16 protein-coding genes are annotated in these 14,853 nt (G+C 65.3%); 1 reads left to right on the top strand and 15 read right to left on the bottom strand.

The genetic code is table 11. The features are described from left to right. Nucleotides 1-8: 8 nt before the first annotated feature. The 11 genes from AC1VNY_RS24425 to AC1VNY_RS24475 form a co-directional block, all read right to left on the bottom strand. Entirely contained in the window at nucleotides 9-512 is a 504-nt protein-coding gene (locus AC1VNY_RS24425; protein ID WP_076864732.1) for an RNA pyrophosphohydrolase, read from the bottom strand. 81 nt (nucleotides 513-593) lie between these two features. Then, nucleotides 594-1,808: a divergent polysaccharide deacetylase family protein gene (locus AC1VNY_RS24430; RefSeq protein ID WP_482407083.1), complete on the bottom strand. Its 1,215-nt coding sequence runs from the start codon at nucleotides 1,806-1,808 to the stop codon at nucleotides 594-596. Between the two features lie 152 nt (nucleotides 1,809-1,960). Then, on the bottom strand, nucleotides 1,961-3,328 hold the full coding sequence (locus AC1VNY_RS24435; protein WP_018269401.1) for a S41 family peptidase: 1,368 nt from the start codon (nucleotides 3,326-3,328) through the stop codon (nucleotides 1,961-1,963). Beyond that, nucleotides 3,325-4,731 carry a murein hydrolase activator EnvC family protein gene (locus AC1VNY_RS24440; protein WP_482407084.1) on the bottom strand — a complete coding sequence of 469 codons (1,407 nt, stop codon included), beginning with the start codon at nucleotides 4,729-4,731 and terminating at the stop codon, nucleotides 3,325-3,327. The genes AC1VNY_RS24435 and AC1VNY_RS24440 overlap by 4 nt, the downstream gene beginning before the upstream one ends. Nucleotides 4,732-4,771: 40 nt before the next feature. Further along, nucleotides 4,772-5,254 carry a 23S rRNA (pseudouridine(1915)-N(3))-methyltransferase RlmH gene (gene rlmH / locus AC1VNY_RS24445; protein ID WP_482407085.1) on the bottom strand — a complete coding sequence of 161 codons (483 nt, stop codon included), beginning with the start codon at nucleotides 5,252-5,254 and terminating at the stop codon, nucleotides 4,772-4,774. A gap of 50 nt (nucleotides 5,255-5,304) precedes the next feature. After that, a complete protein-coding gene (gene rsfS, locus AC1VNY_RS24450; protein ID WP_028340796.1) occupies nucleotides 5,305-5,673 on the bottom strand; it encodes a ribosome silencing factor in 369 nt (122 codons plus the stop codon). Nucleotides 5,674-5,859: 186 nt separating this feature from the next. Next, entirely contained in the window at nucleotides 5,860-6,483 is a 624-nt protein-coding gene (locus tag AC1VNY_RS24455; RefSeq protein ID WP_028340795.1) for a nicotinate-nucleotide adenylyltransferase, read from the bottom strand. 45 nt (nucleotides 6,484-6,528) lie between these two features. Further along, complete coding sequence (locus AC1VNY_RS24460; RefSeq protein ID WP_482407086.1) at nucleotides 6,529-7,821, bottom strand: glutamate-5-semialdehyde dehydrogenase; 1,293 nt, start codon at nucleotides 7,819-7,821, stop codon at nucleotides 6,529-6,531. A 123-nt stretch (nucleotides 7,822-7,944) separates the two neighbouring features. After that, the gene (gene proB, locus AC1VNY_RS24465) at nucleotides 7,945-9,087 is read right to left on the bottom strand and encodes a glutamate 5-kinase (protein ID WP_038384669.1); all 1,143 of its coding nucleotides are present in this window, start codon (nucleotides 9,085-9,087) and stop codon (nucleotides 7,945-7,947) included. An 82-nt stretch (nucleotides 9,088-9,169) separates the two neighbouring features. Further along, a complete protein-coding gene (obgE, locus tag AC1VNY_RS24470; RefSeq protein WP_456778457.1) occupies nucleotides 9,170-10,222 on the bottom strand; it encodes a GTPase ObgE in 1,053 nt (350 codons plus the stop codon). Nucleotides 10,223-10,323: 101 nt separating this feature from the next. Then, nucleotides 10,324-10,803, bottom strand: a complete 480-nt coding sequence (locus AC1VNY_RS24475; RefSeq protein WP_069277297.1) for a MaoC family dehydratase — start codon at nucleotides 10,801-10,803, stop codon at nucleotides 10,324-10,326. A 157-nt stretch (nucleotides 10,804-10,960) separates the two neighbouring features. On the opposite strand from AC1VNY_RS24475, the gene AC1VNY_RS24480 reads away from it, so the two are divergent. Further along, complete coding sequence (locus tag AC1VNY_RS24480) at nucleotides 10,961-11,875, top strand: DMT family transporter (RefSeq protein WP_461192309.1); 915 nt, start codon at nucleotides 10,961-10,963, stop codon at nucleotides 11,873-11,875. Between the two features lie 81 nt (nucleotides 11,876-11,956). On the opposite strand, the gene AC1VNY_RS24485 is transcribed toward AC1VNY_RS24480, so the two are convergent. From AC1VNY_RS24485 to AC1VNY_RS24500, 4 genes are all read right to left on the bottom strand, one after another. Then, the gene (locus AC1VNY_RS24485) at nucleotides 11,957-12,553 is read right to left on the bottom strand and encodes a GNAT family N-acetyltransferase (RefSeq protein ID WP_028340789.1); all 597 of its coding nucleotides are present in this window, start codon (nucleotides 12,551-12,553) and stop codon (nucleotides 11,957-11,959) included. 170 nt (nucleotides 12,554-12,723) lie between these two features. Beyond that, nucleotides 12,724-12,993, bottom strand: coding sequence for a 50S ribosomal protein L27 (gene rpmA / locus AC1VNY_RS24490; RefSeq protein ID WP_482407087.1), 270 nt, complete (start codon nucleotides 12,991-12,993; stop codon nucleotides 12,724-12,726). 102 nt (nucleotides 12,994-13,095) lie between these two features. Further along, complete coding sequence (gene rplU, locus AC1VNY_RS24495; protein ID WP_038384664.1) at nucleotides 13,096-13,563, bottom strand: 50S ribosomal protein L21; 468 nt, start codon at nucleotides 13,561-13,563, stop codon at nucleotides 13,096-13,098. 256 nt (nucleotides 13,564-13,819) lie between these two features. Then, nucleotides 13,820-14,770, bottom strand: coding sequence for a GlxA family transcriptional regulator (locus tag AC1VNY_RS24500; RefSeq protein WP_482407088.1), 951 nt, complete (start codon nucleotides 14,768-14,770; stop codon nucleotides 13,820-13,822). Nucleotides 14,771-14,853 lie beyond the last annotated feature (83 nt).

Raw genomic sequence — 14,853 nt, forward strand, 5'->3', positions numbered from 1 at the left:
CCGGCCGGTTACTTGGCCGCGAGACCGGCAAATTCCTTCACGACGCGCTCATAGACCGGACGCTTGAACGGCACAATCAGCTCCGGCAGATTCTTCATCGGCTCCCAGCGCCAGGTGATGAACTCGGCCTTGTGGCCGCCGCCCGGATTGGCGACGTTGATCTCGTTCTCATTGCCGGTGAAGCGCAACGCGAACCACTTTTGCCGCTGTCCGCGATAGCGGCCCTTCCAGGCGCGGCCCGCGACGGTGCGCGGGATATCGTAGATCAACCAGTCCGAGACCTCGCCGAGCTTCTCCACAGACTTGATGCTGGTCTCCTCATAGAGCTCGCGCCGCGCGGCCTGAAACGTATCCTCGCCGGGATCGACGCCGCCTTGCGGCATCTGCCAGACATGCGCGTCGTCGACATGCTCGATGCCGCCCGCTCGGCGTCCGATGAAGACCAGCCCCGCTGTATTCAGCAGCATTATGCCGACGCAGGTTCGATAGGGCAGGTCTTCATAACGTGCCATGCTGCCGCTACCTCGCACAGTTCCGGCGCCGCCCGACCCGGCCCCCCGGCAAGGTCTCGCGCAACACCAACGGATTGATCTTTAGCCCGATTTTGATTTCAGCATCGCCGTTGTCAATGGCACAAGCATAATGCCCTTGGAGTCGAGTGTCTTGAGCCAGGCGCCGAGCCGCTCGATCGAGACCGGCAACGCCGAGGCGACGCCCACCGCCGTGCCGCGTTCCTTCGCGATCGTTTCCAGCTTGACCAGCGCGCGGTCGATTTCCGCCGACGTCGGCACCGCGTCGATGGCGAAATCGGCCTTGGCGAACGGCAATGACTGGCCCGCGGAGAGGGTCTGCGCGACGCTACGCGGAGTGGAACCGTCGTCGAAATAGCTCAGGCCGCGCTTGGCCGCTTCGCGGACGATGGGCTGCATCACGGGATCGGCTGCAACGAATCGGCCTCCCATGAAATTGGCGATCCCGGCATAGCCTTGCAGGCGGCTCAGGTGCCAATAGAAGCGGTCGAGGTTCTGCTCGCTGCTCAGCGTGGTCAGCAGGGTTTGCGGCCCGGGATCGTTGTCGGGATAGTCGAACGGCTCCATCGGGATCTGCAGCAGGATCTCGTGGCGCTGGCCCCTCGCGCGTTCCGCAAGCTTGCCCGGATCGGAGCCATAGGGCGTGAAGGCCAGCGTCACCGCCGGCGGCAGCTTCATGATGGCGTCGGTGGTCTTGGCGGCGCCGACGCCGAGGCCGGCGACCACGATGGCGACCACCGGCATCCGGGCGGCCTTGGCGCGGTCAGCTTCGGCCGCGTAGACCGTAAACGGCTTCAGGCCGTCGGCGACCACCGGGATCATGCCATAGCGTGACTTTTCCAGCAGGCGCGGATCGATGCCGGTCATCGCGAGCGGCGGCGCGTCGCCATCGGCCTTGTCGGCCGGATCGCCGGCGCCGATCACCACGTCCTGGCGCTTGCCGCTGGAGCCGTCGATGATGGTGACGGTTCTGGCGTCACTGGCTGCGGCCGGCGCCTTGGCGGCGGATTTGGCCGCCGGTTCGGCCGCCGCCTGGGCAGCCGGAGCGTGCTTGTCGTCAGCGGCGGCGGGCGGGGGATTGCGGAGCGTGACACGGGCGATCGGTTCGCCGCCGAGCGGGTTGTCGTTGAACAGCGCGATGCCGACAAAGCCGACTAGCACGAGCCCGAGCAGCACGGCGAGCGCCTGCATCGCCGTGAATGGCAGGCGAAAACGGCGCGTCCTGCCCACGGTCGTCTGCCCAAGCGGCGTGCTCAGTTCGTCGGCCGCCTCTGCCATGACCCTCCCCGAATCAACAGCGCGAACGATAGCACGATGCGGTGCATTCCCGCGCGCCGGCCTCCCCGTCAAAGCACGGTTACGGGTGGACACACTGAAAGCAGAAAGGGCGGCCCGAGGGCCGCCCTGTTCGCCGAATCGATCGGATTAAATCAGTTCGCGGCCTTGTTGCCCGGCTTGTCGACCGCGGCCTTGTCGCGCGCAGCCTCCGGCGCCGCTGGCGCGCTGGAGGTCGACTTGATGCCGTGCAGCAGGTCGTCGGCCATCTTCAGCGCCTTGTCGTCCTTGGCGTCCGGCGGGACGTAGGACTGCGAGCCGGTCTTCTCGTCGCCGTCGTTCTTCAGGTGGCCGCGCAGCGAGGCTTCGCCCTTGGTGTCGGTGCGCGCCTTCAGCTCTTCCGGCACGTCCTGCAGCACCTCGATGTCGGGCACGATGCCCTTGGCCTGGATCGACTTGCCCGACGGCGTGTAGTAGCGCGCGGTGGTCAGGCGCAGCGCGCCATTGCCCGAGCCGAGCGGGATGATGGTCTGCACCGAGCCCTTGCCGAACGAACGGGTGCCGACCAGCGTCGCCCGCTTGTGGTCCTGCAGCGCGCCGGCGACGATTTCGGAGGCGGAGGCCGAGCCGCCGTTGATCAGCACGATCACCGGCTTGCCCTTGGTCAGGTCGCCCGGATGGGCGGCGCGGCGCTGGGTTTCCTCGGCATTGCGTCCGCGGGTCGAGACAATCTCGCCGCGCTCCAGGAAGGAGTCGGACACCGTGACCGCCTCTTCGAGCAGGCCGCCCGGGTTGTTGCGAAGATCGATGACGTAGCCCTTCAGCTTGTCGCCGATCTGGCCCTGCAGATTGGTGATCTCCTTCTTCAGGCCTTCGGTGGTCTGCTCATTGAAGGTGGTGATGCGGATATAGGCGATGTCATCGGCCTCGACGCGCGCACGCACCGAGCGGACGCGGATGTTGTCGCGCACCAGCGTGACGTCGATCGGATTGTCCTGGCCCTTGCGGATGATCTTGAGCTTGATCTTGGTGTTGACCGGACCACGCATCTTCTCGACGGCCTGGTTCAAGGTCAGGCCCTGCACGGCCTCGTCGTCGAGGGTCGTGATGATGTCGTTGGCCATGATGCCGGCCTTCGAGGCCGGGGTGTCGTCGATCGGCGAGACCACCTTGATCAGGCCGTCTTCCATCGTGACTTCGATGCCGAGGCCGCCGAACTCGCCGCGGGTCTGCACCTGCATATCGCGGAAGCTCTTGGCGTCCATGTAGCTCGAGTGCGGGTCGAGGCCGGACAGCATGCCGGAGATCGCGGATTCGACCAGCTTGCTGTCATCGGGCTTCTCGACATAGTCGCTGCGCACCCGCTCGAACACGTCGCCGAACAGATTGAGCTGGCGATAGGTGTCCGACGTCGCGGCGCGCGCGCTCGATCCCATCAGCACAGCGCGGGGCTGCGTGACGAAAAGCGTCAGGGCCGCGCCGGTGGCGGCGCTAAGGAGAATTACCGAAGTCTTGCGCATCATCCGCGAACCTTTTCGCCTTCATTTGCGGCCCACCATGGACCTGGATCGATTGGAGTGCCGTCTTTCCGGAACTCGACATAGAGCACTGGCTGGCTCGCATTGGTGGCGAGAATGGATGCAACCTGGGACGTCGACCCCATGGTCGCAACCGGCTCCCCCGTGAGTACAAACTGGCCGATGTTTACCGAAATACGCTCCATCCCGGCGATCAGGACATGATACCCGCCCCCGGCATTGAGGATCAAGAGTTGTCCATAGCTGCGGAAAGGACCAGCGTAAACAACCCAGCCGTCACACGGGGTTGTGACCTGCGCGCCCGGCTTGGCTGCCAAAGAAATGCCTTTTTGTACGCCCCCCGCGCCGTCGGAACCGCCAAATTCGCGAATCTTGGTGCCATTCACGGGATAGGAGAACAGGCCTTTGGCCGAGGCGAAAGCGACCGCCGGGCTCATGCGGGCCGGGTCCTTGAGCGCCCCCAGATTCGGCTTGCCGTTAACCGTCGCCGGCGCTCCCTGGAGGCTGGCCGTGGCGGCGGCCTTGGCCGCGCTCTTGAGATCCTGCTCCATCTTGGCGATCAGGCTCTGCAGATTGTCGGCCTGCTTCGACAGCGCGATGGCGCGGGCGCCTTCGGCCTCCATGTCCTTTTCGGCCGCGCTCTGCTGCCGCTGCCGTTCGTCGACCAGCGCCGCCAGGCGGGTCTGGTCTTCCCTCAGCTTGTCGCGGTCGGCCGCCAGCGCATCGCGTTCGGTCGAGATGGTCTTGCGCAGCGCCACCAGTTCGCCGAGATCGGCCGCAAGCTTCTCGGCGCGGACGCGCAACTCCGGCACCACGGCGCCGAGCAGCATCGCGGTGCGCAGCGATTGCAGCGCGTCCTCGGGCCGCACCAGCAGCGCCGGCGGCGTGCGCCGCCCGGCGCGCTGCAACGCGGCCAGCACCTCGATCACCTCGGAGCGGCGTGAATCGAGCGAGGCGCGGATTTCGCGCTCACGGCCGTCGAGCGGCTGCAGGCGCGCCTCGGCGTCCGCGATCCGGGTCTCGACGCCGCGCACCTGGCCGGCAATGTCGATCAGCTGCTGATTGAGCTTGCTGCGGTCCTGGCCGATCGCGGCGATATCGGCCTTCAGCTTCTCCTGCAGCTCGGTCGCCTTGCGCTGCTGCTCGCGCGCGGCCTCGAGTTCCTGCTCGCGCTGCTTGATCGCGTCGGGCGATGTCTCTGCTGTCGCGGCCTGCTGTGCGGGCGGCGCGGGCTGTTGTGCTGATGGTGTCGCTTGCGCATGCGCCGCGACCAGCGGACATGCGGCGAACATCGCGATCGACAGCGGCAGCGATGCCGGCAGCCAGCGGCGGCGCGCGGTGCCGACATGCGAAGCCGAATACGAAGCTGTGTCCCGCTTGTGCTGCATTCGCGTGAGTTCAGCGCTTTCGACTGTCCGTCACCGCGTCTTACGCGCGATGATAGGGGTGGCCGGCCAAAATGGTCGCGGCGCGATAAATCTGTTCCAAAAGCATGACGCGGACCATTTGATGCGGCCAGGTCGCGGAGCCGAATGCAATTCGCAACAAAGCCTTGCGCTGCAATTCAGGCGAAAGTCCGTCCGCGCCGCCGATCACGAAGACAGTATGTGCTGTTCCCTCGTCGCGCCAGCGGCCGAGCTGCCGGGCAAGGCTCGCACTGTCGATGCTCTTGCCGCGTTCGTCGAGGGCGACCAGCGCGTGCTTCTCGGGCAGCAGCGCCGAGATCGCCGCAGCTTCTTCGGCAATGCGCGCGGCGGTGTCGCGCGCGCGGCTTTCCGCGATCTCATGGATCTCGAGGCCACGAAACCCGAGCTTGCGGCCGATATCCTCGAAGCGCTCGCGGTAACGCTCGGCGAGCTCCCGTTCAGGGCCCTGTTTCAGACGGCCGATGCAGATCACGACGAGGCGCATCAACGCAGACTAGCTGCGCTGCAGCCGATTCGCATCGGCTTCGATACCCCTTAGACCGCCGCGACCGCCGGGTTCTGAGTCCACAACCGTTCGAGATTGTAGAACTCGCGCACCTCAGGCCTGAACACGTGCACGATCACGTCGCCGGAATCGATCAGCACCCAGTCGCAATTGGGCAAGCCCTCGACATGGATGTTCCTGATCCCGTTCTCCTTGAGGCTCTTCGTCACATTTTCCGCGATCGCGCCAACGTGCCGGTTAACGCGGCCCGTGGTGACGATCATGTAGTCGGAATATGCGGATTTGCCCCGAAGGTCGATGGTGACCGTCTCTTCCGCCTTCATGTCCTCGAGGCGGGAGAGGATCAGGCTCAGCGTCTTGTTGGCATCCGGTTTGTCGGCGTCCGGCTGCGCCTGCAAGGCCGCGGTTTTCGTCGATGTTTTACGCGCAGTCTTTGGAACCTTGGGTAAAACAGACTTTGACAATACAGATGTGGCCAGGGACCATTCCTTTCACTGTATCGCGGGTGCCGAATCCTCGGCCCCACGCACCATACTACGCATGTGGGGTTAATGGTTTCAATATTCCAGTAACCCTTTTGCGCTTCATCCCGTTCTCCAGCTCCCGTCCGGGTTCCGAAGTCCGGTCGAAGACAGATTGGATTTCATTCCTGTCAGGAACACCCAGGCCGGCGCCTGCTGGTCGGCCAGCCGTGTCGCCTGATTTTCGGGCATGCGATAGCGCGCGAGTGCCTGCGCCGCCGGTGCGGCAAGGGCGCGGAAGCTTTGCGGCGGACGATCGATCACGGCAATCGGCACATCGGACGCGATGCGCCGCCAATCTTTCCAGCGATGAAATTGCGCGAGATTGTCAGCGCCCATGATCCAGACGAAGTGCACGCCGGAGACACGGCGGCGCAAGTGGATGATCGTGTCCACAGTGTAGCTGACGCCAATGACAGCTTCGAGACAGCTGATGTCGATGCGCGGATCGTCGGCAACGCGGCGCGCGGCCTCGGCGCGCTCGGCAAGCGCATGCAGGCCATCATGGTTCTTCAGCGGATTGCCCGGCGTCAGCAGCCACCACACGCGGTCGAGCTGCAGGCGCTTGAGCGCAAACAGGCTGATGGCGCGATGCGCGGCGTGCGGCGGATTGAACGAGCCGCCAAGCAGCCCGATGCGCATGCCGTTGGTATAGAACGGAAGCGCCTGGGCTGCGGATAACGACACGCTCGATGCTTGCTGCAAGGGCTTACCGTGCGCGTGCGACAATGATCACGGCCGCGTCTGCCCGGTGCCGTGGACGCGGTACTTGAAGCTCGTCAGCTGCTCGGCGCCGACCGGCCCGCGGGCGTGGAATTTGCCGGTGGCAATTCCGATCTCCGCGCCGAAGCCGAACTCGCCGCCGTCGGCGAACTGGGTCGAGGCGTTGTGCAGCACGATCGCCGAATCGACCTCGTTGAGAAATCTTTGCGCGGCAGCGGCATCCTCGGTCACGATCGCATCGGTGTGATGCGAGCCGTGATTCTGAATATGCGCAATCGCTTCATCGAGACCGTCGACGATCTTCGCCGAGATGATCGCGTCCTCATATTCGGTGTCCCAGTCCTCGTCGGATGCGGGCTTCACCCTGGCATCGGCGCTTTGCACGACGTCGTCGCCGCGCACCTCGCAGCCTGCATCGATCAGCAGCTCGACCAGCGGCTTCAGCTTTGTCGCGGCAGCGTTGCGATCGACCAGCAGGGTCTCGACCGCGCCGCAGACGCCGGGACGGCGCATCTTGGCGTTCAGCACGACCGCCTTGGCCATATCGAGCCTGGCGCTGGCATCGACGTAAATGTGGTTGACGCCCTCGAGATGCGCGAACACCGGAACACGTGCCTCCGCCTCGACGCGTGCAACGAGACTCTTGCCGCCGCGCGGTACGATCACATCGATGCCGCCGTTCAATCCCGTCAGCATCAGGCCGACGGCCGCGCGGTCACGGGTCGGCACCAGGGTAATCGCGGCCTCGGGCAGGCCGGCTTCACGCAGGCCCTGCACCAGGCAGGCATGGATCGCGCGGCAGGAGCGGAAACTGTCCGAGCCGCCGCGCAGGATCACGGCGTTGCCGGACTTCAGGCAGAGCACGCCGGCGTCGGCGGCGACGTTGGGGCGGCTCTCGAAGATCACGCCGATGACGCCGAGCGGCACGCGGACGCGTTCGATGGTCATGCCGTTCGGCCGCTGCCAGCTTTCGGTGACGGCGCCGACCGGATCGATGATCTCGCGCACGGTCGCAACGCCATCGGCCATGCCGGCGACGCGCGCCTGGGTCAGCGTCAGGCGGTCGACGAAGGCAGAGCTCATGCCGGCGGCGCGCGCCTCGGCGACATCCTCGGCATTGGCGGCGAGGATGGCCGGCGCGTTGGCGCGGATCGCGCGCTCGATCGCGACGAGCGCCCGGTCCTTCTGCTCCGGCGGCGCCAGTGCCAGCACGCGCGCCGCGGCGCGCGCCTTGGCGGCGAGGTCGGTCATCAGGGCAGTAAGATCGGCGTTGCCGTCGATCGCCTTCAGGGGGGCGCTCATGAAACTACCAGCTTTGGACTAAGGCCATGTTCTAGCATGGCAATTGAAGGGTGGCGAGGCGCGGAACCGGCATGGCAGGTGGGCGGCAGGCCGCTCCGCTCGGCCAATGGCCTATCCAGTGGCTTATTTGGGTGGGATCGTACCGGCCGGGCCGATCACGAGGTCGTCGCGATGGATCATCTCGGACCGGCCGCTGATGCCCAGGATGGCCATCACGTCGGGCGAGGAGCGGCCCTTGATCTTCTCGGCGTTCTCGGCGTCGTAGGCGACGAGGCCGCGGCCGATCTCATGGGTGTCGGGGCCGCGCACCACCACGGCATCCCCGCGGGCGAACTGGCCGTCGACCCGGATCACGCCTGCGGGCAGCAGGCTCTTGCCGGCGCGCAGCGCCGCCACCGCGCCGGCATCGATGGTCAGCGTGCCCTTCGGCTCGAGCGATCCCGCGATCCAGCGTTTTCGCGCGGTGACGGGATTGGCGGGGGTCAGGAACCAGGTGCAGCGGCCGCCATCGGCGATCGCAGCAAGCGGATGCTCGATCTTGCCGGACGCGATCAGCATATGGGTGCCGGCCGTGGTCGCGATCTTCGCGGCCTCGATCTTGGTGGTCATGCCGCCGCGCGACAGCTCCGAGCCCGCCGAGCCCGCCATCCCCTCGATCTCCGAGGTGATGCTTTCGACGACCGGGATCAGCTTGGCGTCGGGATCGACCGCGGGCGGCGCGGTGTAGAGGCCGTCGATATCGGACAGCAGGATCAGCAGATCCGCGCTCGCCATGGTGGCGACGCGGGCGGCGAGGCGATCATTGTCGCCGTAGCGGATCTCGGTGGTCGCGACCGTGTCGTTCTCGTTGATCACGGGCACCGCGCCCCATTCGAGCAGCTTTGCGATCGTCGAGCGCGCGTTGAGATAGCGGCGGCGCTCCTCGGTGTCCTGCAGCGTCACCAGGATCTGCCCGGCGCCGATGCCGTGATGGCCGAGCACCTCCGACCAGATCCGCGCCAGCGCGATCTGGCCGACCGCTGCGGCAGCCTGGCTCTCCTCGAGCTTCAGCGGGCCGCGCGGCAGCTTCAGGCGGCTGCGGCCGAGCGCGATCGAGCCCGACGACACCACCATGACCTCGCAGCCCCGCTTGTGCAGCTTTGCGATGTCCTCGACCAGCGCGGCGAGCCAGGACGCGCGCACTTCGCCGGCCTGCGAGTCGACCAGCAGCGATGAGCCGACCTTGACGACGATGCGGCGAAAGTTCTTGAGCGCGGGGCGTTTCATGGATTTGGTCTGGCAGGAAGGTGGAAGCAATAGACGCCACAATGTGGCTTGGGAAGTCCAGGCGTTACGCGGCTTGTGCCGTTCAACCCTGCGGCACCGGCGTCGCCCACGGCTCCGCCTGGCCGCCCTTGGCCTTGTTGGACACCGGCGCTTCGCCGATCACCTCGACCAGCGCGCGCAGCGCATCCTGCACGCCTTCGCCGGTCGCGCCTGACAGCAACAGCGGGGTCTTCTTCGCCGCCCGCTTGAGGCGGTCCTTCTGCTTCTTCAGTTCGTCGGGCGCGACCGCGTCGATCTTGTTGAGCGCGACGATCTCGATCTTGTCTGCGAGATGGCCCTCATAGGCTTCGAGCTCGGTGCGCACCGTCTTGTAGGCCTTGCCGGCATGCTCGCAGGTCGCGTCGACCAGATGCAGCAGCACGCGGCAGCGCTCGACATGGCCGAGGAAGCGGTCGCCGAGGCCGGCGCCTTCATGCGCGCCTTCGATCAGGCCGGGGATGTCGGCGAGCACGAATTCGCGGCCGCCGAAATTCACCACGCCAAGCTGCGGATGCAGCGTGGTGAAGGGATAGTCGGCGATCTTCGGCCGTGCCGCGCTGACCACCGACAGGAAGGTCGATTTGCCGGCATTGGGCAGGCCGACCAGCCCGGCATCGGCGATCAGCTTCAGCCGCAGCCAGATCCAGCGCTCTTCGCCCGGCGCGCCGGGATTGGCGTTGCGCGGGGCGCGGTTGGTGGAAGATTTGAAATGCGCGTTGCCGAAGCCGCCATTGCCGCCCTTGGCCAGCACGAAGGTCTCGCCGAGCTCGGTGAAGTCGTGCAGCAGCGTCTCGCGGTCCTCGTCGAACACCTGGGTGCCGACCGGCACTTTCAGCACGATCGACTTGCCGTTGGCGCCATGGCGGTCCTTGCCCATGCCATTGGTGCCTTTTTGCGCCTTGAAGTGCTGCTGGTAGCGGTAGTCGATCAGCGTGTTCAGGCCGTCGACGGACTCGATGATGACGTCGCCGCCGCGGCCGCCATTGCCGCCCGAAGGACCGCCGAACTCGATGAACTTCTCGCGCCGGAACGCGACGCAGCCGTTGCCGCCGTCGCCTGAGCGAATATAGACCTTGGCTTCATCGAGGAATTTCATGATTTTCACTAGTTAGGGCAGGGTGGCCGCGGCGGCAACCCGGAAACGCCCTGACTTCAGCGAAAAGCCTTAATTTTCGGGCCTTTTTACGGCCCAAGCAGCTAAGCAGGCCGCCGCCGGACCAGGAATTTCTGCATCCCCTCCAGCACCAGCTCGCGGCGCTGGTTGTGAACCGTCGAGCGCAGCGTCACGACGCCGGTGGTCTTGCCCGGCGACAGCTCGATCACCTCCAGCGCGGGGTAGATGGTATCGCCGGCATAGACCGGTTTCAGGAACTTGCTCGATTGCTCGAGGAAGCCGATCAGCGACTCCTCCACGACATAGGGAAACAATCCGGCGCCGGGCGCGGTGTGCACCAGGGTCTGGAAGCCGTGGGCGAGCAAATCAGGCATGCCGCGCGTGCGGCAATATTCGACGTCGTAATGGATCGGATGGGTGTCGCCGCTGGCGGTCTGGAACGCCGCGAACACCGCCGAGGTCTGGGTCCGGCTCGGAATCACGAAGCGCTCGCCGAGCACGAAATCCTCGAACCAGCGCTGCGCGGGGACCATGCGATGCTGTGTGGGGTCGAAGTCGCTCATGCGGCGTTTCCTGCTCTTTTTGTTGCCGGGATGAGCTACCGGTATCGCAGCGACGCAGGTGCGGCAATCCGTTCAATTCGTCTCCGTTCAATTCGTCATGGGCGGGCTTGTCGCGGGCGTCCACGGCTCTTAAACCGGACGACCCGGGAATCCCTCCATGAGCCTGTTCGCAAAACTGTCCTCCTACGACGATCGATCGGCGCGGCTCGCCGGCATCGGCTTGATGCTGCTGTCGATCTTCATGTTCTCGTTCGGCGACGCGATGGGCAAATTCATCGTCGCCACCTATTCGGTCGGGCAGTTGCTGTGGCTGCGCGCCTGCGCGGCGCTGCTCGTGCTGCTGCCGATCGTGTGGCAGCGGCGCGCGGATTTCCTGCATCTGGAGCGGCCGTGGCTGCAATTGCTGCGCGTCACGCTGTCGACGGTGGAGGTTGCGGCGTTTTTCCTGGCGACCGTCTATCTGCCGCTCGCCGACGTCATCACCTATTATCTGGCCGGACCGATCTTCGTCACCGCGATGTCGGGCCTCGTGCTCGGCGAGCATATCGGCTGGCGTCGCTGGACGGCGATCCTGGTCGGCTTCTGCGGGGTGCTGATCGCGCTCCGGCCGTCGGCGCAGACGATCAGCTGGCCGGCGATGATCGCGCTTGGCGGCAGCCTGTCATTTGCGGTGCTGATGCTGATCACGCGCTCGCTGCGCGCGACGCCCGATATCGTGCTGGCGACGTCGCAATTCGGCGGCACGTTCATCCTGGGCCTCGTGCTCTCGCCGTTCGGCTGGGTGACGCCGTCAGCCGGCAGCCTCGTGCTGTTCTTCACGGCCGGCATCATCTCGGTCGCGGCGCTGCTTTGCGTCAATCGTTCGCTGAAGCTCGCGCCGGCGAGCGTGGTGGTGCCGTACCAGTATTCGATGATCGTCTGGGCGGTGATCTTCGGCTTCGTGGTGTTCGGCGACGTGCCGTCCTGGGCCACGATCATCGGCGCCGCCATTATCATCGCGGCCGGCCTCTACATCTTCGTCCGCGAGCAGCAGCTTGGACGCCCGGACTCCGCGATCAATCCGCCGGCGTGATTGTGTGGGATGAATGCGTCCACATACGGAGCTGTCGTCCCCGCATTCGCGGGGACGACGACCGTTGTTGTGGATCGAGCCTCAGCTCTCCCGCCGGATCGAGTTGTTCCAGCTCTTCAGCGACGCCCAGACGCCGCGCGACAGGCGGAAGCAGTCGACCGGGCTCGACGAGCCCAGCGCCTCGAAGCGGTGCAGCTCGACGCCGCCCCACTGGAAGCCGCACTTCTCGAGAATGTTGCGCGACGACGGATTGACGACGCGGGCGCCCGAGATCAGCTGGTCGAGATCGAATTCCTCGAAGAAGTAATCGATCACGGCGCGCGCGGCCTCGGTGCCGAAACCCTGGCCCCAATAGTCGACGCCGAGCCAGTAGCCGAGTTCGGCCGATGTCTCCTCGCGCCAGTCGATGCCGACCATGCCGATCGGCGTGTGATTGTTCTCGATCAGGAAAACGGTTTCGCGTCCGCCGGCGCCGAGCGCGCGCACGAAGTCGATGGCGTCGTCGTGGGTATAGGGATGCGGCAGGCGGCGGGTGTTCTCCGCGATGCGGCGGTCGTTGGCGAGGCGTGCGATTGCTTTTACGTCCGCGAGCGTCGGCTTGCGCAATGTCAGCCGTTCGGTCTCGAGGACGCATGCTCTTGCCTCGCGCAAGGTCGGCGTCGGGATGTCCTGCAACATGTCGAGCTCCTGTGATGCGAAAAATCGTTACGCAACGCTTGGAACGTCACGCGCGGTCGAAGTCGAACGCGCGCAACAAAAAGGGGAGGCCGGTCATCCCGCCTCCCCTTGGAGCCCTTTGCGACTCCGCCGGTTCAACAGGACCCGGCGGACTCATGTGTGTCCACCGTCTACTCGGCCGCCTCTGCCATCGGAATAACCGATACGAATGTGCGGCCGTTGGCTTTGGCACGGAACTCGACATGACCCTCGACCTTGGCGAAGAGAGTATGATCGGTGCCCATGCCGACATTAAGGCCAGGATGCCAGGTGGTGCCGCGCTGACGCGCGATGATGTTTCCGGGGGTCACGCGCTCGCCACCGAACGCCTTGATGCCAAGGCGCTTGCCTTTGGAATCACGCCCGTTGCGCGATGAACCGCCTGCTTTTTTGTGAGCCATGGCTCGTCTCCGACTTCGCTTTGATCTCTAGATCAATTCCTTGACGGAATCATTTCACGTTTTGTCACGCTTCACATCTGAAAGCGCGACGATCACTTCTTCTCAAGCCTTGGCCGCGGCCTTCTTGGCCGGAGCCTTCTTGGCGGCCGGCGCCTTTGCGGGCGCCTTCTTCTTGGCCGCCTTCGGCGCGGCGTCCTCGCCATCGGCGGGCGCTGCGACCTTTTCCTTCTTCGGCCGCGGGCCGACGGTCGGCTTGGCGTTATCGGCGAGGATCTCGGTGATGCGAAGCACCGTGAGCTCGTCGCGATAGCCGCGCTTGCGGCGTGAATTCTTGCGGCGACGCTTCTTGAACGCGATCACCTTGGCGCCGCGCTTGTGCTGCAGCACTTCGGCCGCAACGGTGGCGCCTGCCACGGTGGGCGTCCCCAGCACCGGCGTGTCACCGCCGAGCACCAGAACTTCGCCTAGCTGCACGATCGTGCCGACTTCGCCGGCGATCTTGCCAATCTCGAGTACATCATTCGGAACGACACGGTACTGCCGGCCGCCGGTTTTGATGACTGCGAACATCGTTTGATTCCTTCGTGTTCGGTTCCGGCCTCGGACGGATCGCCCGGGTCGGCTTTTTGTTCAGTCGCTATGGGTTATGTGTTTCGCGCGAAGGGAATGAATTCCCAAACTGGATCGCACAAAAACGATCGGCGCGAGAAATCCCCGCGCCGGATGGGCGGACTTATAGCCGCAAACCGCGGAGAGTCAAGGTAAAGCAGGGCAAAAACCGGCCAAAAATGAAGGGTTTGGCGTGATTTTGGCCCGGATTGACGGCTCAAGCATGCGCCCGAGCCGCGGTCCTGGCGTGGCGGCGGATGGTCTGGGGCGGCTGGCCCAGCACCCGCAGGAACGCCCGCCGCATCCGTTCGCGGTCGGCAAAGCCGGTCTCACCGGCAATTTCGTCCATCGAATGGCGGCCGTCGCCGATCAGTTCGCGCGCCGCCTCGACCCTAAGATGCTCGATTGCCTTGGCCGGCGACTGACCGGTCTCCGAACGGAAGGCGCGGCTGAACTGGCGCGGGCTGAGCCGTGCGACGGCGGCCAACTCCTCGACCGAGAGCTCGTTGCGCAGATGCGCCTTGGCGTAATTGAGCGCGTTCTGGATACGGTCGGATTTCGGGTCGAGCTCGAGCAGCGCCGAAAACTGCGACTGTCCGCCGGTGCGGCGGTGATAGACGACGAGCTTGCGCGCCACCGAACGGGCGACCTCGACGCCGAGGTCATGCTCGACCATCGCCAGCGCCAGATCGATTGTCGCGGTCATGCCGGCCGAGGTCCAGATCGGTCCGTCGACGATGTAGATGCGATCCTGCTCGACTTTCAGCTTGGGAAAGCGCGCCTGCAGCTCGGCGGCGTATTGCCAGTGCGTGGAGACGCGCCGGCCGTCGAGCAGGCCGGCTTCGGCGAGCGAGAAGGCGCCAACGCAGGGCGCGGCGATGCGCTGTGACGCCGTCATGGCGCGGCGAACATAGTCGGTCAGCTTCGGTGACGCCGGATGCAGCTCGGTGCCGGCGCCGACGAACAGCGTGTCGAAGCTGCGCTCGCTGAACGCTTCGGTCTCGACATTGAAGCCCGCGGATGACCGCACCGGGCCGCCATTCTCGGACAGCAGTGTGACCCGGTAGAAGTTTTCACCGGCCACCAGATTGGCGATCTCGAAGGCGGTGATGGCGGTGAAGCCCATCACCTGGAAGCCCGGGAAGACGACGAAGCCGATCTCCTGCATGGAACTCTCCAACGGCAATCTGTGTCCTAAAAAGGTGTATATATGACATTTGAGACATGCAAGAGGGCCTGTAGAACCTGAGC

It is taken from the genome of Bradyrhizobium ferriligni, from assembly GCF_056837965.1.

Bases quoted from the DNA above. Each gene is read 5' to 3' on its own strand.
- proB (WP_038384669.1), bottom strand. From the start codon at position 9,087: ATGAAACGCCCCGCGCTCAAGAACTTTCGCCGCATCGTCGTCAAGGTC.
- AC1VNY_RS24430 (WP_482407083.1), bottom strand. From the start codon at position 1,808: ATGGCAGAGGCGGCCGACGAACTGAGCACGCCGCTTGGGCAGACGACC.
- AC1VNY_RS24460 (WP_482407086.1), bottom strand. From the start codon at position 7,821: ATGAGCGCCCCCCTGAAGGCGATCGACGGCAACGCCGATCTTACTGCC.
- AC1VNY_RS24440 (WP_482407084.1), bottom strand. From the start codon at position 4,731: ATGCAGCACAAGCGGGACACAGCTTCGTATTCGGCTTCGCATGTCGGC.
- rpmA (WP_482407087.1), bottom strand. From the start codon at position 12,993: ATGGCTCACAAAAAAGCAGGCGGTTCATCGCGCAACGGGCGTGATTCC.
- AC1VNY_RS24480 (WP_461192309.1), top strand. From the start codon at position 10,961: ATGAGCCTGTTCGCAAAACTGTCCTCCTACGACGATCGATCGGCGCGG.
- AC1VNY_RS24475 (WP_069277297.1), bottom strand. From the start codon at position 10,803: ATGAGCGACTTCGACCCCACACAGCATCGCATGGTCCCCGCGCAGCGC.
- AC1VNY_RS24425 (WP_076864732.1), bottom strand. From the start codon at position 512: ATGGCACGTTATGAAGACCTGCCCTATCGAACCTGCGTCGGCATAATG.
- AC1VNY_RS24435 (WP_018269401.1), bottom strand. From the start codon at position 3,328: ATGATGCGCAAGACTTCGGTAATTCTCCTTAGCGCCGCCACCGGCGCG.
- obgE (WP_456778457.1), bottom strand. From the start codon at position 10,222: ATGAAATTCCTCGATGAAGCCAAGGTCTATATTCGCTCAGGCGACGGC.
- rplU (WP_038384664.1), bottom strand. From the start codon at position 13,563: ATGTTCGCAGTCATCAAAACCGGCGGCCGGCAGTACCGTGTCGTTCCG.
- AC1VNY_RS24485 (WP_028340789.1), bottom strand. From the start codon at position 12,553: ATGTTGCAGGACATCCCGACGCCGACCTTGCGCGAGGCAAGAGCATGC.
- AC1VNY_RS24500 (WP_482407088.1), bottom strand. From the start codon at position 14,770: ATGCAGGAGATCGGCTTCGTCGTCTTCCCGGGCTTCCAGGTGATGGGC.
- rlmH (WP_482407085.1), bottom strand. From the start codon at position 5,254: ATGCGCCTCGTCGTGATCTGCATCGGCCGTCTGAAACAGGGCCCTGAA.